The following is a 24659-nucleotide window of genomic DNA, read 5'->3' on the forward strand; positions in this document are numbered from 1 at the left end:
CGCACGACGCGTTCTTCAGTCGGTCACTCCGCCGCCGCGCAAGATAAGCTACTTCGGCAGTCTCTCGTACTGTCCGACGACGTTCTCCATCGTTTCGAGGATGCGCTCGCTGGTCGTGGCAACCGCTGTCGCCTGGCGTTTGTCGACGCTACCCCGCTGGTTCAATGCATTCTCGAAGAACATCCACTGTTGTTTGACGAGTTCGAGCTCTTCGCGCAGCGCTGTCGTATTGTTCGGTGCCGCCGCGAGTTCCAGCAGGGCAGTCGAAAACTCACGACGTCCCTTGTCGATTTCCGGGCCAGACTGCTCGATACTGATCTTCCACGCCGCAGCCTGATAATACTTGGCCATGCGCTGTGAAAGCATGCGCTGGCGACCGGCGATGTTCACCAGGCGCCCTGTCGTTGTTGCCGACCGGCGTTCAAGCTGCTGGGCGCCCTGCTGGGCGAGGGCCAGAACGTCTTCCGAAAGCGCCAGAATCCTGGCTCCTTCACCCTGATTCGGAGTAGCGGTGTTCAGCGCCTCGCGGTAAGCTTGCCACGCCTTTTCGAGTTTCTGATAGGTTTCCCGGATTTCCGGCGACGGCGCGTAATTCTTCAATTCGACGAGCTGCCCGTCGAACAGATCGATCGAGCTTTCCAGCACCCGCCGCGAACGGTCCGTGTCGACGCCCAAGCCGATCTGGAAATAGGCTTTGGCCATCCGCTGCGAGAGCATGCGCTGACGACCTGCCTTGTTGATCGCCGAGTTGATGTCGGTGATCTGCGCCAGCGCGACGGCGGACAATGCACACAGCAGCGTTGCCAGAAATGCACGGCACAATGCAGTCGAATTCAGCATGATCTTTTCAGCTCCCTCTCTGCAGACCAGGCTGGCGCCGGCTACCGACACGAACAGGGTAGCAAGCTTATGCCGGTGAATTCCACAGTTGTTGATCCAGGTCAACCCGACAATGGCCAGACGCAAATTCGACGGGCCCCAGCCAATCAGCGCCGACGCCGATGTCCAGCAAGTGCATTCCGCATGCTTCGCGCAAATGCCCGACGTGCGCCCGCCCTCGACCCCTCACTCGTCGAGCGGCACCGCCGTGAAGGCTGCGCTCGCTTCGAGCCGGTCGGCCAGACGTTCGAGCGCCGGATAGGCGCCTGCCGGCCACTCGTGCGGCAGGATGTAGCGGACGAAGCCGATACCGGCAACGGTCGTGATGTCGGCCTGCGTCAGCCGACCGCCGACCAGGAAGTTGCCGTCGAGCCGCTCTTCGAGCATTGTGAAAGCCTGGCGCATCTGGTTGCGCAGGCGACTCGTCCAATCGGCCCAGTGCAGCTCGGCAGGGCGCTTGTGCTCGTACGCGATGGCCACGGCTTTTTCCGTCGCGACGATGGCCAGAGCCATCAGTTGTTGCACCTGCCGACGTTCGGCGCCCGAGCGCGGGGTGAGCGGCGAAAGGCCTCGCTCGGCGGCGAGCTCATCGAGGTAATCGAGCAGATAGGCGCTCTCGTAGAGCTTCTCACCGCTCGGCAGCGTCAGCATCGGCACCTTGAACAAGGGGTTGAGGGGCCGCATCGCGTCCATGTGCCTGAACACCGACAGCGAAACGTGCTCGAAGGCGATGCCATAGACCTTCATGGTCACTGCCACTCGGCGCACAAAAGGTGAGTCGTAGAGTCCGAGCAATTGGTGTGGCGTGCTATCCGTCATGTCTGTCCTCCAATCTGTAAATGCTTCAAGAGGTCTGACCAGCGCTGTCTTCGCTCAGTCTGCGGCCAGCCGGTCGAGGGTCACCGCCTTGGCGGCACCCGCTGCAAACCAGAGGTATATGGTAACAGGACGGGCAGGGCGTTCTACTCTCCTGCCTGCCTGTCCAGCTGACTGCGCAGTCCCGGACACGCAGCGCCATTCTTCGTGCCCGCGACCGAACCACGATTCCGGTCGTTTTTCAGGGACTTCCCGGGCCCACTCCCGGATTGACCGCAGTTGATCGGGGCCCCTATACTTTCGGCGGCGCAGGTGAATTTCCTGCCCTAGATAGACCCGTCTTCAACCAAGGAACCGATCATGGCGACTGTCAGCGACCTCAACAAGGCGTCCTACTCCGGCAATTATCAGGTCGATGCCCTGTTGCAGCCACTCGTTGCCAACTGGAATTACCTGCTGCCCAGCCGCACGACGCTGTACTACACTTTCGACTGCAGCCTGGGCAGTGTCATCGACCAGAACACCAGCGAAATACTGACCATGTTCACCGCCGAGCAGAGATCCGCCGCCGCATCCATTCTCGGCTACGTCGGGTCGCTGACCGGGATATCCTTCGCGGAAACGGCCTCCGGAACGTCTGCCGATCTTCATTTTGGCGCGATCGACGTGGCGGGAGCCAGCACATCGGGGCTGACCCACAGCACATCGAACTATTCCTATACCAACGGCCAGGTGCTGACGGGCTACTCTGCAGAGGCGTTCGTTTATCTGGACAATGTCGAGTTTGCCAGCACCAATGCCAGTCCAACCCCCGGCTCGGCGGGCTACGAAACGCTGTTGCACGAGATCGGCCACGCACTCGGGTTGTCGCATCCTTTCGAGGGGCCCCGCGCCTTGCCGGCTGCCGAGGACAACACCAACAATACGGTAATGTCCTACACCCGTGCAGGCGATTTCAAGTCAACTTTCCAAGCCTACGACCTGCTGGCGCTGACCTGGATCTTTGGCAAGGATGGCCTGGGCGGCAGCTACGGCTACAACTCGTCGCACGGTCCATCGCTGACCCCAGAAGAAAGACTTCCGGCGACAGCGGGCAACGATCGCCTGACTGGCCAACCCGGCAACGAAAGCATCGATGGTTTGGGCGGGATCGATACCATCAGCTATCAGGGCGTACGAAGCAACTACGCCCTGAAGCCAGTCTCCGGCGGCTTCCAGCTTATCGCCCTGTCGGGTCAGGACGGTATCGATACACTGATCAATGTCGAGCGCGTCGAGTTCGCCGACACGAAGATTGCGCTGGATCTCGATGGCAACGCAGGTAAGGTGGCCAGGATCCTCGGCGCAGTTTTCGGGTCTTCAGCGGTGAGCAACAAGGAATATGCCGGCATCGGGCTCCAGCTTCTCGATCAAGGCATGAGTTACGAAGCGCTCAACGGACTGGCCATCAGCGTCACCGGCAAGAACACGGCCGCCGAGGTGGTCGATCTGTTGTGGACCAACGTGGTCAACAGCCCACCCTCGCCGGATCAGGCGCAGCCCTTCATTGACCTGCTCAACGGTGGCATGAGCTTCGCTGCACTCGGCGTGCTAGCGGCGGACACCGAGCTGAATCGGCTCAATATCGATCTGGTCGGTTTGTCCAGTACGGGGCTGGAGTACGTTTAGCGAGTCCGCCCCGCGGACCAACCCGTGGTCCTTGCAGGGGAGCGGCGATGACGTGCAAGCGGTTCCCGCCGGGACGAGGCTGCGGCTCGGCGGCGAACCCGGAAAACGTGATCCTGGATTCGGCTGTCGATCCGTCTCGCAAACCATCGCAGTAGGTAGACATCAAATCGCCTAGACCCACTCACCGCATCAGCCCGCTCGCTAGAAAAAGCGGGGGTCTGGTGGCGTCCCCACGGGGATTCGAACCCCGGTACCTACCGTGAAAGGGTAGTGTCCTAGGCCTCTAGACGATGGGGACCTGGAACCTGCGTTCTTTCGGCTTGTTGGTGGAGGTACGCGGGATCGAACCGCGGACCTCTTGCATGCCATGCAAGCGCTCTCCCAGCTGAGCTATACCCCCGCGCGAAAGAAGCGGCGATTATAGGGACCCGGCTGCTTGCTGTAAAGGGCCAGTGAGAGCCCGGTTTCACGTCAGTTGCGCGCGATCTCGATCCTGGACGCCAAATCAGTGCGCGCTGCCGCGCAAAACGTCTGCCTGCATACCCACTGCCAGCCGCTTGAGTACTATCTCACGCGGGAATAGGGCAAGCAGGGCATCAACCGACGGTGTTTGCTCCTGGCCAGTCAACAGGATGCGCAGGGGCATGGCGAGCTTGGGCATCTTCACGCCGTGTCGGGCGACACACGCCTTGATCAGGGCGCCAATCGCGGCGGCCTCCCAGGGGATAGCGGGCAGATCGGCCACGAAGCTCTGCAGGAGTGGCAGCGTTCCCGGCGTCAGATGCTTGGTCAACAGTTCCGCAGTTGGCTGCAGATCCCGATAAAAGACTTCCGCCACGTCGGCCAGTTCGTTAAGGTTGGCGACACGCTCCTGGTGAAGTGCGATGATCGCTTCGAGCGATGGCGCGGCGGTGATCGTTACGCCGCGCCCTGCCAGACGAGGGCGAACCAGGGCCGTCAACCGGGACGGATGGGCGCGCTTGAGATAATGGGCATTGAGCCAGTTCAGCTTTTCCGTGTTGAACTGCGCTGCCGACGGGGTGATATGGTCGAGGTCGAACCACTCGCAGAACTGTTGCCGCGAAAAGATCTCTTCATCGCCGTGCGACCAACCCAGACGCCCGAGATAGTTGACCACCGCTTCCGGCAGATAGCCTTCGTCGTCGTACTGCATGACGCTGACCGCGCCGTGCCGCTTGGAAAGCTTCTGCCCATCGTCGCCGAGAATCATCGACAGATGTGCGTAGAGGGGGACCTCGGCGCCGAGAGCGCGCAGGATGTTGATCTGGCGCGGGGTATTGTTCACATGGTCGTCGCCGCGGATGACGTGCGTGATACCCATATCCCGGTCATCGACAACGACGCAGAAGTTGTAGGTCGGCGTGCCATCGGCGCGCGCGATGACCAAATCGTCGAGTTCACCATTGGCGATTTCGATCCGGCCCTTGACGAGATCGTCCCAGGCAACCATTCCGTCGCTGGGATTCCTGAAACGAACGACCGGTTGCACTCCCGCCGGCGGCAGCGGCAGATCCTTGCCTGGCTCTGGTCGCCAGAGGCCGTTGTAGCGCGGCTTGAGACCCTGCTGACGTTGCTCCCCGCGTAGGCGGTCGAGTTCTTCGGGCGCCATGTAGCAGTGGTAGGCGGTACCGGCGGCGAGCATTTCCCCGATCACGGCCCGATAACGATCCATCCGCCGCGTCTGGTAGAACGGCCCTTCATCGTAATCCAGACCCAACCAGGCCATCCCGTCGAGAATGGCCTGCACGGCCTCTGGCGTCGAGCGGGCCAGGTCGGTGTCCTCGATGCGCAGCACGAAGCTGCCAGCGTGACCGCGGGCGTAAGCCCAGGAAAAGAGCGCGGTGCGCGCGCCTCCGATATGCAGAAAGCCAGTCGGGGAGGGCGCAAAACGGGTACGGATCATGAGCGCGGATCATCGTTGAGTAAAGAACCTATTCTAAATCCGAAAGGGGGGCTGCCGAGCAACTCTCGATGGCGCAAATCGAGGGTGATCGAGATCTCCTGCGTGTTTCGCCGGTCGCCGTGCCTCTCCGTGGCGTAATGCTGGCCTAATCCGCTACACTACTGGCTCTCGCCCGCACGCTCTCTCTGCCCATGCCCCCGATGCCCTCTCGCGACAGAATCGACCGCTTCTTCCTTCTCTCCGGACTGTGGGTCGCGCTGCACGTCGCCGTTCTCACCGGGGAAGGGACCTTCAGCACACTTGGCGTCGGGCTCTGGACGCTGGCGACCACGGTGAGTTACGCCTTTCTGTACCTGCTCCCCGCGGTGATCCCGGGCTACCTGCTGCACTGGCTGCTGCAGCGGCGCGGCGCGACGCACGCCGGAGCAAGGTTTCTGGCTTTCGTGCTGATCGCCCTGACGGGAATGGTTCAGGTGCTGTTGTTTGCCGACCGCGTGATCTATGGCATGTATGGTTTCCACATCAACGGTTTTGTCGTCGACCTGGTCTTCTCGCCGGGCGGCATCGCGTCCCTCGGCGCAAGCAGCAGCACCGAGCTGACCGCCACCCTGGTGGTCATCAGCCTGCTGGCGGTGCAGGCGGCAAGCTACTACTGGGCGACGCGGCCCTTGCGCTGGGCTCCGCGCACGCGCTGGGTGCTCCTTGCCATCCTGGGCTTCGCAGTCGGCGAGCGCCTCGCGTATGGCTACAGTGCCGCCGCCCACTACCAGCCCATTCTGTCCGCCAGCGAGCGCTACCCGCTCTATCTGCCGACCACTTTCAGCCACCTGGCTACCCGCCTGGGAATCAAGGAGGAAGGCGCGGACGATGGCGGCGTCCGCATCAAGCATGGAGGACTGAGCTACCCCCTGGTCCCACTGCGCGTCGAGCCGCCTGCGCGCCCCCTCAATATCGTCTGGCTGGCCGTCGAATCGCTGCGCTTCGACATGCTGGAACCCGCGATCATGCCGAAGCTGTGGGATCTTTCCGAGCGCTCGCTGCGCCTGGAGAATCACTACAGCGGCGGCAATACGACGCAGATGGGCATCTTCTCGATGTTCTACGGTCTGTACGGCAACTACTGGTTTCCGATGATCGCTGCCCGCCGATCGCCACTGCTGATGGACGTGCTTCAGCAGCAGAACTACCAGTTCAGCCTGCACACCAGCCAGGGATTTACCTACCCGGCTTTCGACAAGACGGTCTTTGCGCAGATGAACCCGGCTGACATGCATGTGCTGAGCGAAGGCCCGCCGGCGTGGGAAAGAGACCGGCAGAACATCGACAACCTGCTCGCGTTCATCGATCGTCGCGACCCGGCCAGGCCGTTCATGACCTACATGTTTTTCGAGGCGACGCACGCCCAATACACGTTTCCGCCCGAAAGCGTGATCGCCCGACCGTATCTCGAAGACTTCAATTATCTGTCAGCCGATTTCGCCTCGCAAATGGGCCAGATCAAGAACCGCTACATCAATTCGGCCCATTACGTCGACCAGCAGATCGGCCGCATCGTCACCCACCTGCGCGAAAGAAAACTGCTGGACAAAACGATCATCATCGTTCTTGGCGATCACGGCGAGGAATTCATGGATCGCAGCAGCCGCTGGGGACATGCAGCCGAGTTCAACCGCTACCAGACGAGTACCACGGCGGTGTTGTGGCTACCGGGCCAGAAGGCGCACGTCATCCGCGGCATCACCAGCCATCTGGACATCCCGGCCACCTTGATGCCGCTGCTCGGCGTATACAACCCGCCGGAGGATTACTCGCAAGGATACAATATGCTGGCGGCTGACTTTCACCGCGCGTACGCCGTCGCCGCCGACTGGCAGCGCGTGGCCTACATCGGCGAAAAGTTCAAGATCGCTTTCCCGGTCAACGCCGCCGGCGTCATCCGCCAGGAAGCACTGGATAACGACGACCGGCCGCTGAGCGACCCTGGCCAGGCAAAAAGCGAGATCCGGCCGGCGATGCTCGAGATCATGAACAATCTGACGCGCTTCAGCCGTCCCAAGGGGTGATCACCGCTCGCGCAGCGGTGATCACTCTTTTCGTCACTGGCCAGCGGTACATCAAACCGGAGGCAGGAGTCCCATGGCAACCCATCGCGAGAGCCGCGCCATTGCGCAACCGGCGGAATGGCTGTTCGATATCGTCGCCGATGTTGAGCGCTATCCCGAGTTCCTGCCACTGATTCACCAGGCGCGGATCGTCCAGCGCCACAAAGATGCGTACGAAACCGAGCAGAGCCTGGCGCTGGGTCTCATGCAGCATCGCTTCCGCACGCGGACCGAACTCGATCGACCGCGCGCCATCACCGTCGTCTCCAGCGACCGATCGTTCTGCCGCTTCGACATCCGATGGGCGTTCTCTCCGTTGGGCGACCAGCACTGTCACGTCGACTTCACGCTGAACTGCGAAACGCGCTCCATTTTCCTGATGCCGGTGATCCAACTGCTGATCCTGCCGATGGCCACCAGCATGGTCACTGCCTTCGAGGCGAGGTCGCACGCCCTGGTGGCCCAACCTGGCGATGCGCCCGGCTCGTCGATGCTCTGAGGTTCGAAGCGCAGCAGCCGCTTCCGATGCGCTTCCCTTCGCTCAGCACATCCTACAGCCCTCTTTTTTTTTGCCGCAGCGCTCATGGCGAGCCAAATACCGCCAGCCAGAGGGTGCGAACCGCGTCGATCCGGCGGCTGACGGAGGCACGTTCGATACGCGCCCGGCGACCGGCATTGAGTCGCTGGGTGTGCTGCATGCGGCGAAACTCCCGGTAGGCGATGCGTACCGGGTCGGCCAGTCTTGACGGAATCAGACCGAGCTCGGCGGCAATGCCGAGCAGAGCAATATTGCCGAGGTTGCCGCAAAGTCGGGCATGCCGGTGGGCGTGGCCGAGGACCAGATACTGGACGATGAACTCGACGTCAATGATGCCGCCACGATCGTGCTTGATGTCGAAGGTTTCGTCGCTCCTCGACGCGTGCTGGTCGAGCATACGCTTGCGCATCGACAAAACCTCTTCCCTGAGTGTCGCCAGGTCGCGTGGCTGGCGCAGGATCTCGATGCGGATCGCCTCGAACTGCTCGCCGACGGAGGCGTCACCGGCGCAGAAGCGAGCGCGCGTCAGCGCCTGGTGTTCCCAGACCCAGGCGTGGTGCAATTGATAGTCGCGAAAGGCTTCGATCGGGCAGACGAGCATGCCGGAATCGCCGTTCGGGCGCAGGCGCAGATCAACCTCGAAGAGTATTCCGGCCGACGTCCGGGTCGACATCCAGGTGCTCATCCGCTGACCCAGGCGCGCGTACAGTTCGCCGGCATTCGCTTCCGGGTCATCGTGCACATAGACCAGGTCGAGATCCGAAGCGAAGCCGAGTTCCTTGCCGCCGAGCTTGCCGTAGCCGATGACGGCGAAGCGCGGCGGGCGCTCGGGATGCGGATGACGGTGCTTCAATTTCTGCCAACAGAGATCCATCGTCGTCTGCACCATGATGTCAGCCAGTTCGCTGAGCCGGTCGGCAAGGTGCTCGACGGTGTGCAGACCGGCGATGTCCTGCGCCAGGAAGTGGAAAACCTGCGCGTGGTGCGCTTCGCGCAGGATATCCATTTCGCGTTCGGTGTCGTCAACGTGCTCGGCCAGTCGCGAGCGCAGGCTCAGACGGAATTCCTGCCAGTTGGTGCTGACGTCGAACATTCGCGAGTCGAGCAGTTCGTCGAGCAAAATGGGGTGGCGGGTCAGGTAATCGGCCGCCCAGGATGAGCTGCCGATCAGTTCGGCGAGCTTCATCAGCGCCTGCGGGTACTGCTGCAGCAGGGCCAGATAGGCACCGCGCCGGCTGATCGTTTCCAGGAAATCGAGGCCGCGTTGCCAGGTGGCATCGGGCGTGGCCGTTGCTGCAGCGGCGTCGATCAGGCGTGGGCCGAGGGCGTCGAGGCGCTCGCGGTTGCTGGCCGGCAGTTGCAGGTAGCGGCTGCTCTGGCGGAAGCTTTGCAGACGTTCGAGCATCGCTTTCGGTTGGCGAAAGCCGAGCGTGGCCACGGGTTCGAGCGCGTCGTCGCCGGCTGCCGGACCATCCCAGATCCCGGCAAGCGGATGGATGCCTTCTTCCGGCTCCGAGAAAACCTGCTCGAAATGTCGGGCGACGTCTGCCCGGTGAGCGTTGAGAACCGGCAGGAAGGCAGGCCAGTCGGCAAAACCCATCGACCTGGCAATCTGCAGGCGATCCCCTTCGTCAGTCGGTAAGCGGTGAGTCTGGGCGTCATTGACGTACTGCAAACGGTGCTCGAGGCGGCGCAGGAACTCGTAGGCGGCAGCCAGCTCGCGCTCGTGCTCGACCGGCAGCAGGCGGCGTTCGACGAGCAGCGCGAGGACCTGCAGCGTCGGCCGGGCCTGCAGCGCCGGATCGCGGCCGCCGCGAATCAACTGGAAGACCTGAGCGATGAATTCGATCTCGCGGATACCACCCGGGCCCAATTTGATATGCTCGGCCATCTCTTTGCGCGCCACTTCGCGGCGGATTTGCGCGTGCAGAGCGCGCATGGCATTGATCGCGCCGAAGTCGAGATACTTGCGGAAGACGAAGGGGCGGCCGGTGTTCTGCAGCGCGCTCACCCATTCAGCCTGCAGGTTGACGCCTTCGTTCATCACCCTGGCCTTGATCCAGGCGTAGCGCTCCCATTCGCGGCCCTGCGCGATGAAGTAGTTTTCGAGCGAGCCGAGCGAGCCGACCAGCGCTCCCGAATCGCCGTTCGGTCGCAGGCGCATATCAACCCGAAAGACCTGGCCATCGCCGGTGGGATCGCCGAGAGCGCCGATCAGGCGTTTGCCGAGGCGGAGGAAGAAATCGTAATTATCGATCCGGCGGTTACCACCCGCCGTCTGCCCTTCCTCGGGATAGACGAAGATGTAATCGACATCAGAGGACACATTGAGCTCGCGTCCGCCGAGCTTGCCCATGCCGACAATCAGCAGCCGTTGTGGCAGCCCATGGCTGTCGAGCGGTTCACCGAACTGCTCGCTCAGTTGCCGATGGAGAAAGTCGAGCGCATGGTTGGTAGTCACATCGGCCAGTTGGGTCATGGTTTCGACGACTTCGCCCAGCGTGGCCACCCCGCCCAGGTCGCGGACGATCAGTGAGGCCATCACACGCTGGCGAAGGCGGCGCAGGGCGCGCTTCAGGCTTTCCTCGCTGGCCGGTGCTTCAGCACGGAGGAAGTCATGCATCTCTTCGCCGGTGACCGGACGAGCAGCGCGCTCGCTGAGCCAGGCAGCGATCTCCGGCCGGCTGGCAAGCAGGTTTCGCAGGTAACGGCTATGTGCCTGGGCCCGCGACCAGGGGGGATCAAGCGGCCCCGCAGGGGACTCGCAGGGAGCGATGGTAGCTTCCATTTTTCTCTCATTCTGTGGCTGTTGGCCCGAGCCTGTGCCGCTGGCCCTGATGACCCACAGTAAAGCCGCTACAATGGCTGCCTCAATCGTCTGTACCCGTATCCTGACATTCTAGTGACGCTTACCCACTGTTGGCAAAAGTCTCTGCACGTTGGCCGAACCTGATGCGTCAGGAGGAGTTGCGCGCGGCGTTCTACCATCGCTTCCATTTTCTGGTGCCTGTCGTTTCGCATCCGGCGGTGCATACCCTCTGGCGTGTCGCGGTGCGCGCCTTCTGGCTGCTCTATTTCAGCTTCGTCCTGTTGATTCTCGCGCTCCGCTATCTCGTCTTGCCGAATATCGAGAGCTATCGACCAGAAATCGAGCATCAGCTCAGCCAGGCACTCGGGCTATCGGTCGCCATCGGGAAAGTCGAGGCCAGCTGGGATGGCCTCAATCCTGACCTGATTCTGTCCGACGTGCGCCTTGCCGATCCTCAGGGGCAACCAGCGCTGGCCTTCAACCGCGTGCGAAGCGTTCTGTCGTGGTCGTCAGTGCCGAGAATGCAGTTGCGCCTGCGCTTGTTGCAGATCGACGAGCCGACCTTGCATCTGCGTCGTGATGCGGACGGTCGCGTCTACATCGCAGGCCTGGCGGTCAGCGCCGAGGACAACGACGGGAAGCTTGCCGACTGGGTGCTGGTGCAAAAACGAATTCGCATCAAGGGGGCGACGGTGCTCTGGGAGGATGCGCAACGCGCTGCCCCGCCACTGATTCTCAAGGACCTTGACTTCGCTCTCGACAACAACGGGCGACAGCATCGTTTCGGCCTGACTGCTTCGCCGCCGAGCGAACTGGCGGCGAAGATCGACCTGCGCGGTGATTTCCGGGGCAAGCATGTCGAGCACCCGGAATCATGGCAAGGACAGGCATTTGCACAGATCGACGCTGTCGACCTGGCTGTGTGGCGCGCCTGGATCGATTACCCAATCGACTTGCCACGTGGCCGAGGTGCGTTGCGCGTCTGGGCGGGTTTTGCCGATGGCGGCCTGGGTGAACTGACCGCCGACTTTTCTCTCGACGACGTCAATCTTCGCCTGGCCAAGGATCTTCCGGCGATCGAGCTGGAGCACATCTCCGGCCGCATTGGCGCCCGCTTCCTGTCGACCGGGATGAGCATTGACGGCCGGCGGGTCGAACTGCTCACGCGTCTGCCCAAGGACGAGCGAGCGGCACCGCGCATCCGCATCGAAGCGAGCGATTTCCATGTCGACTGGCAGCGCCAGGACGGCAGCAGTTCAGTGCTTGGTCATGCGACAGCCGATATGCTGGACCTCGGCGCTCTGGCTAGCCTGGCGGCCTACTTGCCACTGGACGCCAGGTCGCGCCGGTTACTGGGCGACTTCGCACCGCGTGGCCGAGTCAGTGAACTCCGCGCCAGCTGGAACGGCGACGTCGAAGCGCTGCAAACCTACTCCTTCCAGGGCCGCATTGATGACCTGGCGCTCAGGGCCAACGCTCATTTCCCCGGCGTCTCCGGGCTATCAGGCTCGCTCGAAGCCAGTGAGCGTGGCGGTTCTGCAAGTCTGCTATCGCAAACGGTCAGCATCGACTTGCCTAACGTCTTTCCTGAGGGCTCGATTGCGCTTGACACGCTGAGTGCGCAGGCCAGTTGGAAAATCAGCCGGGGGACGATCGATGCCGAACTCGCGCGCGCCGAGTTTGCCGGGCCTGATGCCGCCGGATCAGTACACGGTAGTTACCATTACACGGGCGAGGGTCCGGGCAGCATCGACCTTGGTGCAATGCTGACCCGTGCCGACGCGCGCGCCGTCTGGCGCTACCTGCCGGCCACGATCAACGCCGACGCGCGTCATTGGGTCCGCGATGCACTGAAGAAAGGGGGGGCCAGCGAGGCCCGGCTGATTTTGAAGGGCGACTTGGCACACTTCCCTTTTCTTGACCGAAAACAGGGCCAGTTCCTGGTCACCGTCAAGGCGCAGGACGTGACACTCGACTACGGGACAGGCTGGCCGGTGATCACGGGTATTGATGCTGATCTTCGCTTCCAGGGTGCGGGAATGCTGGTCGAAGCGCAGCGCGGTTCGATTCTTGCTGCCCGCCTGTCAAGAACCCGCGCCGAGATTCCCGATTTCGATGCCCCGGTGGCGACGCTGAAAGTGAAGGGACACGTCGAAGGCGAGACGGCAGAGTTTCTGAAGTACATCATCGAGAGCCCGGTGGCGACCCAGATCGACCACTTTACCGATTCGATGAGCGCCAGCGGCAAGGGTCGCCTCGACATCGGACTGGTCATCCCATTGCAAGAGGCACGACTCGGCGAGTCGAAGATCGAAGGCACGTACGTCTTTCTGGCCAACGAAGTGAACGTCGATTCGGCGCTACCCCCATTGCAGCAGGTCAATGGTAGCCTGCAATTTTCCGAGAAGGAGCTGCACATACCGGAAATCAACGCCCTTCTTTTCGGCGGCCAGCTCAAGGTCAAGGGAGGGGTGCAGGACGGCAAGGTGCTGATCACGGCCGACGGTTCGCTGGCCATGGACGAACTACGCCGACGCGCGCCGCTGCCGATCCTCGACGGCCTGTCCGGAACAGCCGCGTATCGCGCCGAGGTGCGCGTCAAGAAGCGCGACGTCGAGCTGGCCCTCGACTCGGATCTGATTGGCGTGGCGTCGTCTCTGGCTGCGCCCTTGGGCAAGAGCTCCGGCGAAGCAATGCCCCTGCATTTCGAAAGCAGCGCTTTGCCGGCAACGGCTCCTCGCGGCGGCCAGCCAGTGGCCCGTGAGCAATTTCGAGCGACGCTCGGCAACGCACTCAGCATACAAGTGATCCGCAGCAGACAGGGCGCTGAGCACGCGCTGGAACGGGGTGCGATCATGATTGGCAGGCCTCTCACGCAGTTGCCGGAACGTGGCATCGAGGTCGGGATTACCGCTCCAAGCCTCGATCTCGATTACTGGCAGAACGTGTTGCGCGGCACCGGCAAAAGCAGCGGCACAGCTTCCTCGACCACGCCTGCTTTTCCCCTTTCCGTCGATCTCAAGGCCGACGAACTCGTCGTGCTCGGCAGGTACTATACCGATGTCGCGGCGGGCGTTTCCGGGACGGCGCCGCTGTGGCGGGGCAGGCTGCACTCGCGTGAGGCGATCGGTGCTTTCCAGTGGGATGGCGCGGGTGCCGGCAAGCTGCGGGCGCAGTTCACGACCTGGCGTCGGCCAGAGAAGGAGAGCAAGAGCGACCAGCCGGCCGAGGTGCTCAAGGAGCTGCCGGCGCTCGACATCGTGGTCGACGATTTTGTTGTCGGCGTGCGCCGCTTCGGGCGTCTCGAGGTCAAGGCTCATAATGAGGGCGGTATCTGGCGGCTCGACAGGATCGACATCGGCAACCCCTTCGGCACCCTGTCCGGTAACGGGCAATGGCAGTTCGCCGACGGCAACCGGACCCAGCTCGACTTCACGCTTGAGAGCAGCGACGCCGGAAAATTGCTCGACCGGCTCGGCTACCTGGGTGCCGTGCGCGGCGCCAGCACCACGCTGAAGGGAAAAATCGGCTGGAATGGTTCGCCGGCGGCGCTGGACTATGCGACACTGAACGGCGAGATGAAGCTTGAGGTGGGCAAGGGGCAGTTCGTCAAGCTTGATCCCGGTGCCGCCGGCAAGCTACTCGGCCTGATCAGCCTGCAGGGCCTGCCACGTCGGTTCACGCTTGATTTCGGTGATGTTTTCAGCGAAGGTTTCGCTTTTGACAGCATCGGCGGCCAGATGACCGTCAGGGATGGACTGATGAGTACAGATCGTCTGCAGATCGACGGCCCGTCGGCGCGGGTGGTGATGCGCGGCGAAGCCGACCTGAAGAATGAAACACAGCATCTGAATGTGGTGGTGCAACCCGAAGTGGGTGGCAGCGCGGCACTTGGCATCGGCGTCGTCAATCCGCTGGCCGGAGTGGCGACCCTGCTGGCGCTAAAGATGTTGCAGAATCCCCTGAACAAGGTGTTCAGTTTCGAATATCTGGTGACCGGCAAATGGGACGACCCCAAGGTTGAGAAGGTCTCCGGGTCGGCCGCCTCGGCGGCACCCGCGCCCTGACCGACCCCATCCACCACTGGAGCAAGCCATGAATCCACTCGGCACTGGCGTACCAGGCGCGCCGCAAAACGTACCCACCCTGCGCATTGCAGCGTTGCAGATGGTGTCCACGCCGCGCGTTGACGAGAATCTCGCCGCCGCTGCGCGCCTGATTGGCGATGCCGTCGCTCAGGGGGCCGAACTGGTCGCGCTGCCCGAGTACTTCGCAATCATGGGCATGAGCGATGGCGACAAGGTCAAGGTGCGTGAGGTCGATGGGCGCGGACCGATTCAGGACTTCCTTGCCGCCCGCGCGCGCGAGTATCAAATCTGGCTGATCGGCGGCTCGCTGCCGCTGTGGACCGACCACCCCGACAAGATGCTCAATTCGAGCCTGGTCTACGATCCGCACGGCGAGCGCGTGGCGCGCTACGACAAGATTCACCTGTTCGGCTTTCGGCAGGGTGGCGAATGCTACGACGAAAGCGCGACCATCGAAGCTGGTCGTCAGCCGATTGCCTTTACGACTCCGTTTGGCCGGGTGGGTTTGTCGATCTGCTACGACCTCAGATTTCCGGAGCTTTATCGCGCGCTTGGTGTCACAGACTTGCTGGTCCTTCCGGCGGCCTTCACCGAGACCACCGGGCGGGCACACTGGGAGATCCTGCTGCGCGCCCGAGCGATCGAGAATCAGTGCTATGTGCTGGCCGTGGCCCAAGGTGGCCGGCACGAGAACGGACGCGAAACGCACGGCAACAGCATGCTGATCGATCCCTGGGGAACGATCCTCGATCGCAAGTTGAAAGGACCTGGAATCGTCATCGGCGATCTCGAACACGCCCGTCTCGCCGAGGTCCGCAGCAGTCTGCCGGCGCTCAAACACCGCGTCATGTAGAAAAGCTGGGCAAGACTGAGCAAGCAAGCGCCTGAACAACCAGCCAAGCGCAATAACCACGGAAATAAGATGACCACAAAAGCCGCAACCCTTCTCGCGCAGGCCCAGAAAACCCTGCTGACGCCCTATGGCCTGGACGTTGCCGACCTGACCAAGGTTTTTGGCAAGATCATGGCGCACCAGGTCGACTACGCCGACATCTACTTCCAGTACAGCCGTTCCGAGGCCTGGAGCCTGGAGGAGGGGATCGTCAAGGCCGGCAGTTTCAGCATCGACGAGGGCGTCGGCGTACGCGCCCTGTCGGGAGAAAAGACCGCCTTTGCCTATTCCGACGATATCAGCGCGCAGGCGCTCGGCGACGCGGCCGGCGCCGTGCGCGCGATTGCCGCCGCCGGGCAGCAGCGACGCGTGCCGGCGCTGAAGAAAAGAAGCGGGCATGTTCTCTACGTACCCCACGACCCGCTCGCCTCGCTCGACGCAGCCAGCAAAGTCCGCCTGCTGGAGCGCCTCGAGGCCATGGCGCGCGCCGAAGATCCTCGCGTGACGCAAGTCATGGCGCACGTTGCCGGCGAATACGAAGTGGTGCTGATCGCCGGCAGCGATGGTCGACTCGCCGCCGATGTTCGGCCGCTGGTGCGCGTCTCGCTGACCGTCATCGTCGAGGCAGATGGCCACCGCGAACAGGGTTCGGCCGGTGGCGGCGGACGGACCGATTACGGCTATTTCACCGATGCCTTGCTCGCCGGCTACGCACGCGAGGCCGTGCATCAAGCGGTGACCAATCTCGTCGCCCGCCCGGCGCCGGCCGGGACGATGACCGTCGTCCTCGGCTGCGGCTGGCCCGGCATCCTGCTACACGAAGCGGTGGGCCACGGCCTGGAAGGCGATTTCAATCGCAAGGGCAGTTCGACCTTTGCCGGTCGTGTCGGTAGCCGGGTGGCCGCCAAGGGCGTCACCGTCATCGATGACGGAACGATCGCCGAACGCCGGGGCTCGCTGAACATCGACGACGAAGGCAATCCGACGCAACGTACGGTTTTGATCGAGGATGGCATCCTCAAGGGCTATATGCAGGACAGCCTCAACGCGCGTCTGATGGGCGTCGCACCGACCGGGAACGGTCGGCGCGAGTCTTTTGCGCACTTGCCCCTGCCACGGATGACCAACACGACGATGTTGAATGGCGACAAGAGCGTCGATGAGATCATCAAGTCGGTCAAGAAAGGGATCTACGCAGTCAATTTCGGGGGTGGGCAGGTCGATATCACCAACGGCAAATTCGTCTTCTCGATGTCCGAGGCTTACCTGATCGAGAACGGCAGGCTCGGCGCGCCGGTCAAGGGCGCAACGCTGATCGGCAGCGGCCCGGAAGCGATGAACCACGTGTCGATGATCGGCAACGACATGCGCCTCGACCCCGGCGTCGGCACCTGCGGCAAGGACGGGCAGAGCGTGCCGGTCGGCGTCGGCCAGCCGACGCTGCGCATCGACGGACTGACGGTCGGTGGTACGGCGTAGTCGCTGGCCCACGGCAAGCCGGCCCGCCTTTCGATCCGACACCGGCGATCGGCGTTCTTGGCTAGGCTTATAGCAGCTCTTCCAGCCGTAGCCGGATGATTTTGCCCTTGACCGCCGACAGCGCTTCGATGCCGCCAATCGCGGCGTCAATGTTTCTCTCGCGCGTCTTGTGGGTAAGCATGATGATGTCGGTCTGCTCTTCACCCTCGCCTGGCTCGCGCTGCATCATGGCGACAATCGAGATCCCGTCGTCGGCCAGGATGCGCGTCACGTCGGCCAGTACCCCGGGCCGGTCGTCGACGCGCAAGCGCAGGTAGTAGCTGGTGACTACGTCGGCCATCGGCAGAATGGCGAGATCGACCATTGCATCGGGCTGGAAGGCGAGATGCGGGACGCGGTGCTCGGGGTCAGCCGTATGCATGCGTGTGACATCGACCAGGTCGGCAATGACCGCCGACGCGGTGGGCTCGGCGCCAGCGCCTTTGCCATAGTAGAGCGTCGCGCCGACGGCATCGCCCTTGACCAAAACGGCGTTCATGGCGCCCTCGACATTGGCGATCAGCCGCTTGGCGGGGATCAGCGTCGGATGGACGCGCAGCTCGACGCCATCGGCGGTACGCTTGGTAATGCCAAGCAACTTGATACGGTAGCCGAGCTGTTCAGCGTACCTGATGTCGGCTGCATCGAGCTGGCTGATGCCTTCTATGTAAGCCTGGTCGAAGCTCATCGAGTTGCCGAAGGCAATCGCCGACATGATGCTGAGCTTGTGCGCGGCATCTACTCCATCGACGTCGAAAGCCGGATCTGCTTCGGCGTAACCGAGACGCTGTGCTTCCTTGAGCACCGTTGCGAAGGGCAGCCCCTTGTCGCGCATTTCGGAGAGGATGAAGTTGGTCGTACCGTTGATGATTCCCGCGATCCACTCGATGCGGTTGGCCGTCAGGCCCTCACGCAGTGCCTTGATGATCGGGATGCCGCCGGCGACGGCGCCTTCAAAGGCGACCATGACGCCCTTCTTCTGGGCAGCCGCAAAAATTTCGTTGCCATGCTTGGCCAACAAGGCTTTGTTGGCGGTGACGACGTGCTTGCCGTGGTCGATCGCCCGCAAGACGAGCGCCCTGGCAAGCTCACAGCCACCGATCAGTTCGACGATGATGTCGACATCAGGGTCGGCGACGACCGCATAGGCATCGTCGGTCGCTCGGCAGGTGCCGCCCGTGAGCTGCCGAACGCGCTCAAGGTTTCTGTCGGCAACGATGCTCACCTGGATGGGGCGACCCGCGCGGCGAGTGATTTCCTCAGCGTTGCGCTTGAGTACCGAGTAAGTGCCGCCACCGACGGTGCCGATGCCGAGCAGTCCAACATTGATAGGTTTCATGGGCCATTGAGGAGTGAGGTTTGTGAGTGCAGATCAAGGAGAAGGCAGGCAGCGCACGAGACCTTGACCCAGTCTCCGCGCGGCCTGTGGTCTAAGTCCCTGCCCGCTGACGATAGCCTTCAAGAAAGCGTGCGATACGCGTAATGGCGTCGCGCAGATCGTCTTCATGGGGCAGGAAAACGAGGCGGAAGTGGTCGGGAGCCGGCCAGTTGAAGCCGCTCCCCTGGACCAGCAGCACGCGCTCTTCCTGCAGCAGTTCGGCGATGAAATCCTGGTCATTCTCGATCGGATAGAGTTTGGGGTCAAGGCGCGGAAACATGTACAGCGCCGCCTTCGGTTTGACACAACTGACGCCGGGGATTGCCGTGATCAAGGCGTGCGCCAGATCGCGCTGACGACACATCCGGCCACTTGGGGCGACCAGGTCGTCGATGCTCTGATAGCCGCCGAGTGCCGTCTGGATGGCGTGCTGTGCCGGCACATTGGCGCACAAGCGCATCGAGGCGAGCATGTCCAGGCCTTCGATGTAGTCACCCGCTTCGCGAAGGTCGCCGGAAACCACCATCCAGCCGGCGCGGTAGCCACACGAACGGTAGTTCTTCGACAGGCCATTGAAGGTTACGGTCAGCACGTCCTGCGACAGCGAGGCGATCGCCGTGTGCGTCGCCCCGTCGTAGAGCACCTTGTCGTACACCTCGTCGGCGTAGACGATCAGGCCGTGCTGGCGCGCGATGGCGACCATTTCGCGCAGCACGCTTTCCGGATACAGCGCGCCGGTCGGGTTGTTGGGGTTGATCACCACCAGAGCGCGTGTCCTCGGTGTGATCTTGGCACGCAGGTCGTCGAAGTCGGGCAGCCACTCGTTGGCTTCATCACAGAGGTAATGGCGCGGCGTGCCGCTCGACAGGCTCACTGCGGCGGTCCACAAAGGGTAATCGGGGGCCGGCACAAGGACCTCGTCACCGGCGTTGAGCAGCGCGTTCATCGCCATCACGATCAGCTCGGAGACGCCATTGCCGATGTAGATGTCTTCCAGAGTGACGCCCTTGATGTGCTTCTGTTGCGTGTAATGCATCACTGCCTTGCGAGCAGAGAAAATTCCCTTCGAATCCGAATAGCCTGCCGCATTCGGCAGGTTGCGGATCATGTCAAGCTGGATTTCTTCCGGCGCGTCAAAGCCGAAAGCGGCGAGGTTGCCGATATTGAGCTTGATGATGTGGTGGCCTTCGTCCTCCATCTGCTTGGCCTTCTGCAGCACGGCACCGCGAATGTCATAGCAGACGTTGGCCAGCTTGTTCGACTTGAGTATCGGTTTCATGGCATTGGCCTAGAGTAGCCCATCCTTCCTGAACATGTCCTTGATGCCACGAATCGCCTGCCGCGTTCGCTCCTCGTTCTCGATCAGGGCGAAACGGACGTGGTCGTCGCCATACTCGCCGAAGCCGACGCCAGGCGAGACCGCCACCTTGGCCTCGGTCAGCAGTTTCTTGGCAAAATCGAGCGACCCCATCTGTTGATAGCTCTCGGGGATCTTTGCCCAGATGTACATGGAGGCTTTCGGCACCTCGACCATCCAGCCGGCTTCGTGCAGCCCCTTGGCAAGGACGTTGCGCCGACCCTGATAGAGCAGGCGAACTTCCTCGACACACTGCTGTGGACCATCAAGCGCGATCACCGAAGCGACCTGGATCGGCGTAAATGTGCCGTAGTCATGATAGCTCTTGATGCGTACCAGCGCGTGACACAGTTCCTGGTTGCCAACCATGTAGCCGACCCGCCAGCCGGCCATATTGTAGCTCTTCGACATGGTGAAGAACTCGACCGCCACCTCGCGCGCCCCGGCAACCTGCATGATCGAAGGCGCCTGATAGCCATCGAAGCAGATATCGGCGTAAGCCAGGTCGTGCACCACCAGGATGTCATGCTGGCGGGCCAGTGCGATGATGCGCTCGAAAAACGCGAGGTCCACGCAACGCGCCGTCGGATTGCTCGGAAAGCCGAGAATCATCATTTTCGGCTTTGGAATGGATTCCCTGATTGCGCGCTCGACCTCTTCGAAGAAATCGACATCCGCCGTCATGCGCACCGAGCGGATGTCGGCGCCAGCGATGATCGCCCCATAGATGTGGATCGGGTACGATGGGTTCGGCACCAGCACCGTATCGCCGCGGTCCAGCGTAGCCAGCATCAGGTGCGCCAGTCCTTCCTTGGAGCCGATCGTCACCACCGCTTCGCTCTCCGGATCGAAGGTCACCTCATAGCGCCGCTGATACCAGTCGCAGATGGCCTTGCGCAGTCGGGGAATGCCTTTGGAGATCGAATAGCCATGCGTGTTTTCACGCAGCGCCGCTTCGACCAGCTTGTCGGTGATGTGCTGTGGCGTCGGACCGTCCGGGTTGCCCATGCTCATGTCGATGATGTCCTCGCCGCGCCGACGGGCGGCCATCTTCAGCTCACTGGTAATGCTGAAGACGTAAGGCGGCAAGCGTTTGATGCGCGAAAACTCTCTCATGGTTTGGCCCGGGAAATGGTCAGTGCAGGTCAGCGCTGCGGTCGATTGGTCGATCGGCGCGCCGAGTTGGGCAGCGACGACGAGCCTTCGCCCGGTGAACGCGATCGACAAAAAAGTTATAATCGTACTTTAACGTCTTGTGCGCCGCAATTTTCATGAAACTGCAGATGGGGAGAAGCGACGGCCTGAACACCTTTACGGCCTACGGAGCAGGCTATGTCAGCGTGAACGGCATCCGTCACACGAGCAACCTGGCCGTGTTGCCCGAGCGGCTGATTCCGGACTGGACAAAGGCGACATTCGAAACGCTGACCGTCGAGGATATCGAATTGCTGGCCTCTCTGGACGCCGAAATCGTCCTGCTGGGCACCGGCGACCGGCTGCGCTTCCCGAGTCCAGAACTGCTGCGACCACTGGTTCGCAGGCAAAAGGGCCTTGAGGTCATGGATCTGCCGGCCGCCTGCCGCACCTACAACATACTGATGGCAGAAGGACGCAAGGTTGCCGTCGGTCTGCTCCTCGTCTAGGGACTGAGCGATCAACGGATGGACAAGAAAAGGGCGGCCGAAGCCGCCCTCGCTGGCCAACCCAAAGCGCGCTCGATCAGTCGCGGTCGCCGCTCAGCATCATCAGCACGTTGAGCAGACTGACGAAGACGTTGTAGATATCGAGATAGACCGCCAATGTCGCTGAAATGTAGTTGTCCTCGCCACCGGTGACGATCCGGCTGATGTCATAGAGGATGTAGGCCGAGAAGACCATGATCGCAATCGCCGAGATGGTCAGCGACAGTGCCGGAACCTGGAAGAATATGTTGGCCACGGCTGCCAGTAGAACCACGATCATGCCGATGAACAGGAACTTGCCGAGGAAACTGAAGTCCTTTTTGGTCACCGTCGCCACGCCGGCGAGCGAAAAGAAGATCAACCCGGTACCACCTGCTGCCGTCGCGATCAGCGACCCTCCGTTGCTGAAACCAAGCGCCACCTGCAGGATGCGCGACAGCATCAGACCCATGAAAAAGGTAAAGCCAAGCAACAGGACGACGCCCATGCCGCTGTCCTTGGTGCGCTCAATTCCCCACATGAAGCCAAAGGCCACACCGAGGAAAAGCAGGAACGACATGAACGGGCTGCCGGCCAGGAAGGTAAACTTCATCTGTACGCCGACCAGCGCGCCGATGACGGTGGGCACCATGGTCAGGGCGAGCAGCATGAACGTATTGCGCAGAACGCGGTTCTGCTGTAGCGCCATCTCCTGGCTTGCGGTCATTTGAAACTGGGGTTGCATTGCGTGTTCCTCCTGTAATTGAATTACGACTACGGCGCTAAGACTAGCCAACTAAAGGAAAAGTTGCAATGGTGGCGCACGGATTCAAGAATTCGCCAAAGTCGCTCGCCGCGCGTGAACCGCAACCGGCGTGCTATCATTCGCCGGCTCAAGGCGTCAGCCTGAAGCGTTTTTTGCAGGAAGCGTGGCAGAGTGGTCGATTGCACCGGTCTTGAAAACCGGCAACGGGCAACCGTTCGTGAGTTCGAATCTCACCGCTTCCGCCAGGAAGAAGCCGCCATGGACGTCTTGATCTCCGCCGTGACCGCCGCTGATGTTGACGCGGTCGTCGCCCTTGCACGCCGTAGCTGGCAGCAAACTTATTCTGGGATCATCAGCCAGGAGCAGATCGACTTCATGCTCGAGCAGCGCTACCATCCGCAGCGCCTGCTCGAGGAATTGACGATGCCGCAGATATGGTGGGACCAGGCTAGTTTCGACGGGCGACTGGCTGGTTTTTCGTCATGCCTGATCACCCCGACCGGGAACATGAAGCTCGACAAACTTTACGTCGATCCGGAGCGCCAACGCATGGGGATTGGAGCGCAACTCCTCGACCGCGTCGTTGGCCACGCCTTGGCGGCGGCCTGCGAGACGCTGATTCTGGCGGTCAACAAACGGAATGATCGCGCCATCGCAGCTTATCGAAAACACGGCTTCGCGGTTCGCGAATCGGTCTGCGTCGCGATTGGCGACGGCTTCGTGATGGACGACTTCATAATGGCCAGGTCACTGGCGGCGCACGCCGCAAGGCGCCACACTCGATGAAACTCGCATTTGTCAAAATGCACGGGCTGGGCAACGATTTTGTCGTGCTCGATGGCGTTCGCCAGTCGGTCGCGCTGACCGCCGAGCAACTCCGCTTCCTGGCCGACCGCCATTTTGGCGTCGGCTGCGACCAGATTCTGCTCGTTGAACAAGCCAGGCAAGCCGGCGTCGATTTTCGCTATCGCATCTTCAACGCCGATGGCGGCGAGGTCGAGCAGTGTGGCAACGGGGCGCGCTGCTTCGTGCGCTTCGTGCACGACCAGGGCTTGACTGCGAAGCGAGAGATTCGCGTCGAAACGATGGCTGGCTTGATCGTCCCGCGGCTTGAGGATGACGGCAAGGTAAGCGTCGACATGGGCGTGCCGGTATTCGCGCCGGCGCAGATTCCATTCGTCGCCGCTACCGACGATCTGGTGCAGGCCTTGCTGGTCGGTGACGAAGAAATTGCCGTCACCGCCGTCGGGATGGGAAACCCGCACGCAGTCCAGGTGGTCGTCGATGTCGATACGGCAGCGGTTGAGCGCCAGGGGCCGCTGATCGAGTCACACCGGCGTTTCCCGCAGCGCGTCAACGCGGGTTTCATGCAGGTGCTGGGCCGCCAGGCGATTCGCCTGCGGGTTTTCGAGCGTGGTGCCGGTGAAACGCTGGCCTGTGGTACCGGCGCTTGCGCCGCCGTAGTGGCCGGCATCGCCCGTGGCCTGCTCGATTCACCGGTGCGCGTCGAAACGCGTGGTGGAGCGCTGATGGTGGCCTGGAACGGCACTGGCACGCCGGTTTTGATGAGCGGCCCTGCTGTCACTGTATTCAAGGGAGAAGTAGAGTTATGAGATCGGAAGAAGTTGCGCACTATCTGCAGAACAATCCGCAGTTTTTCGAGCAACACGCGGATCTGGTCGCCAACATGGTCGTCCCGCATCCGCATAGCGGGCGAACGATCTCGATCACTGAACGGCAGATGCTGGCCCTGCGCGACAAGAACCGGCAGCTCGAAGGCAAGATGGGCGAGTTGCTCCAGTTCGGTGAGGAGAACGACGAGATCAGCGCGAAAATGCACCGACTGGCCGTCGGCATGATCACCGCCACGAGTTTTCAGGCGGCACTGCACACCTTGAACTCCCACTTGGGCGACGATTTTGAAGTGCCGCATGTAGCCCTGCGTCTCTGGCATCGCCCCGAAGGCAGCGATGAACTGCCCGAATTCGCCGACGTGAGCGAAGCCCTGCAGGCCTTTGCCGAGACCCTGGCGCAACCGTTCTGTGGCTCGACAAACGGTTTCGAAACGTCGTCCTGGTTCGGTGAGGCATCCCTGCATGTCCGCTCGCAGGCACTGATCGCCCTGCGCAACGGTAACTGCACGATCGGCATGATCGCGCTCGGCAGCGAGGATCTCGAACGCTTCTACGCGGCGATGGGAACGATCTACCTCGAACGTCTGGGCGACATGGCTTCGGCGGCGCTGGCTCGCGTCCTGCGCTGA

The 24659-nt window shown here is 62.1% G+C and carries 18 protein-coding genes and 3 tRNA genes; 11 read left to right on the top strand and 10 right to left on the bottom strand.

The features are described from left to right. Positions 1-48 precede the first annotated feature (48 nt). A complete protein-coding gene (locus ACCAA_RS00860; protein ID WP_186405364.1) occupies positions 49-840 on the bottom strand; it encodes a type IV pili methyl-accepting chemotaxis transducer N-terminal domain-containing protein in 792 nt (263 codons plus the stop codon). Between the two features lie 225 nt (positions 841-1065). Continuing rightward, positions 1066-1698 carry a glutathione S-transferase family protein gene (locus ACCAA_RS00865; RefSeq protein ID WP_186405365.1) on the bottom strand — a complete coding sequence of 211 codons (633 nt, stop codon included), beginning with the start codon at positions 1696-1698 and terminating at the stop codon, positions 1066-1068. A gap of 357 nt (positions 1699-2055) precedes the next feature. Between ACCAA_RS00865 and ACCAA_RS00870 the strand changes: the two genes are divergently transcribed. Further along, a complete protein-coding gene (locus tag ACCAA_RS00870) occupies positions 2056-3363 on the top strand; it encodes a zinc metalloprotease (protein ID WP_186405366.1) in 1308 nt (435 codons plus the stop codon). A gap of 222 nt (positions 3364-3585) precedes the next feature. Here the strand turns inward: ACCAA_RS00870 and ACCAA_RS00875 are convergent. The 3 genes from ACCAA_RS00875 to gltX form a co-directional block, all read right to left on the bottom strand. Then, positions 3586-3661: transfer RNA gene (locus ACCAA_RS00875), tRNA-Glu, on the bottom strand. Between the two features lie 26 nt (positions 3662-3687). Further along, positions 3688-3763, bottom strand: a tRNA-Ala gene (locus tag ACCAA_RS00880). A 105-nt stretch (positions 3764-3868) separates the two neighbouring features. Further along, positions 3869-5287, bottom strand: a complete 1419-nt coding sequence (gene gltX, locus ACCAA_RS00885; RefSeq protein ID WP_186405367.1) for a glutamate--tRNA ligase — start codon at positions 5285-5287, stop codon at positions 3869-3871. Between the two features lie 191 nt (positions 5288-5478). Here gltX and ACCAA_RS00890 point away from each other — a divergent pair, with 191 nt between their 5' ends. Both ACCAA_RS00890 and ACCAA_RS00895 read left to right on the top strand, forming a co-directional pair. Then, a complete protein-coding gene (locus tag ACCAA_RS00890) occupies positions 5479-7350 on the top strand; it encodes a sulfatase-like hydrolase/transferase (protein WP_186405368.1) in 1872 nt (623 codons plus the stop codon). Positions 7351-7423: 73 nt separating this feature from the next. Beyond that, complete coding sequence (locus ACCAA_RS00895; protein ID WP_186405369.1) at positions 7424-7888, top strand: type II toxin-antitoxin system RatA family toxin; 465 nt, start codon at positions 7424-7426, stop codon at positions 7886-7888. 82 nt (positions 7889-7970) lie between these two features. Here the strand turns inward: ACCAA_RS00895 and glnE are convergent, their stop codons facing one another. Further along, on the bottom strand, positions 7971-10715 hold the full coding sequence (glnE, locus tag ACCAA_RS00900) for a bifunctional [glutamate--ammonia ligase]-adenylyl-L-tyrosine phosphorylase/[glutamate--ammonia-ligase] adenylyltransferase (RefSeq protein ID WP_186405370.1): 2745 nt from the start codon (positions 10713-10715) through the stop codon (positions 7971-7973). A 131-nt stretch (positions 10716-10846) separates the two neighbouring features. Between glnE and ACCAA_RS00905 the strand changes: the two genes are divergently transcribed. The 3 genes from ACCAA_RS00905 to tldD all read left to right on the top strand — a co-directional run bounded on the left by ACCAA_RS00905 (position 10847) and on the right by tldD (position 17195). Further along, the gene (locus ACCAA_RS00905) at positions 10847-14803 is read left to right on the top strand and encodes a YhdP family protein (protein WP_186405371.1); all 3957 of its coding nucleotides are present in this window, start codon (positions 10847-10849) and stop codon (positions 14801-14803) included. A gap of 28 nt (positions 14804-14831) precedes the next feature. After that, positions 14832-15677 carry a carbon-nitrogen hydrolase family protein gene (locus ACCAA_RS00910; RefSeq protein WP_186405372.1) on the top strand — a complete coding sequence of 282 codons (846 nt, stop codon included), beginning with the start codon at positions 14832-14834 and terminating at the stop codon, positions 15675-15677. Between the two features lie 69 nt (positions 15678-15746). Further along, the gene (gene tldD, locus ACCAA_RS00915; RefSeq protein ID WP_186405373.1) at positions 15747-17195 is read left to right on the top strand and encodes a metalloprotease TldD; all 1449 of its coding nucleotides are present in this window, start codon (positions 15747-15749) and stop codon (positions 17193-17195) included. 67 nt (positions 17196-17262) lie between these two features. Here tldD and ACCAA_RS00920 read toward each other — a convergent pair whose 3' ends face one another. The 3 genes from ACCAA_RS00920 to alaC form a co-directional block, all read right to left on the bottom strand. Next, complete coding sequence (locus tag ACCAA_RS00920; RefSeq protein ID WP_186405374.1) at positions 17263-18573, bottom strand: homoserine dehydrogenase; 1311 nt, start codon at positions 18571-18573, stop codon at positions 17263-17265. 91 nt (positions 18574-18664) lie between these two features. Beyond that, positions 18665-19891 carry a pyridoxal phosphate-dependent aminotransferase gene (locus ACCAA_RS00925; RefSeq protein WP_186405375.1) on the bottom strand — a complete coding sequence of 409 codons (1227 nt, stop codon included), beginning with the start codon at positions 19889-19891 and terminating at the stop codon, positions 18665-18667. 9 nt (positions 19892-19900) lie between these two features. Further along, positions 19901-21085 (bottom strand): alanine transaminase, encoded by a 1185-nt coding sequence (alaC, locus tag ACCAA_RS00930; protein WP_186405376.1) that lies wholly within the window; start codon positions 21083-21085, stop codon positions 19901-19903. Positions 21086-21240: 155 nt separating this feature from the next. Between alaC and ACCAA_RS00935 the strand changes: the two genes are divergently transcribed. Next, positions 21241-21612 (top strand): Mth938-like domain-containing protein, encoded by a 372-nt coding sequence (locus ACCAA_RS00935; RefSeq protein ID WP_186405377.1) that lies wholly within the window; start codon positions 21241-21243, stop codon positions 21610-21612. 76 nt (positions 21613-21688) lie between these two features. On the opposite strand, the gene ACCAA_RS00940 is transcribed toward ACCAA_RS00935, so the two are convergent. Further along, the gene (locus tag ACCAA_RS00940; RefSeq protein ID WP_186405378.1) at positions 21689-22375 is read right to left on the bottom strand and encodes a Bax inhibitor-1/YccA family protein; all 687 of its coding nucleotides are present in this window, start codon (positions 22373-22375) and stop codon (positions 21689-21691) included. A gap of 178 nt (positions 22376-22553) precedes the next feature. Here ACCAA_RS00940 and ACCAA_RS00945 point away from each other — a divergent pair. From ACCAA_RS00945 to ACCAA_RS00960, 4 genes are all read left to right on the top strand, one after another. After that, positions 22554-22641, top strand: a tRNA-Ser gene (locus tag ACCAA_RS00945). A 13-nt stretch (positions 22642-22654) separates the two neighbouring features. Then, positions 22655-23182, top strand: a complete 528-nt coding sequence (locus ACCAA_RS00950) for a GNAT family N-acetyltransferase (RefSeq protein ID WP_186405379.1) — start codon at positions 22655-22657, stop codon at positions 23180-23182. Then, positions 23179-24009 (top strand): diaminopimelate epimerase, encoded by an 831-nt coding sequence (gene dapF, locus ACCAA_RS00955; protein ID WP_186405380.1) that lies wholly within the window; start codon positions 23179-23181, stop codon positions 24007-24009. Before ACCAA_RS00950 ends, dapF begins: the two co-directional genes overlap by 4 nt. Beyond that, positions 24006-24659, top strand: a complete 654-nt coding sequence (locus tag ACCAA_RS00960) for a DUF484 family protein (RefSeq protein ID WP_186405381.1) — start codon at positions 24006-24008, stop codon at positions 24657-24659. The genes dapF and ACCAA_RS00960 overlap by 4 nt, the downstream gene beginning before the upstream one ends.

The organism is Candidatus Accumulibacter aalborgensis (assembly GCF_900089955.1).
Lineage (GTDB): Bacteria > Pseudomonadota > Gammaproteobacteria > Burkholderiales > Rhodocyclaceae > Accumulibacter > Accumulibacter aalborgensis.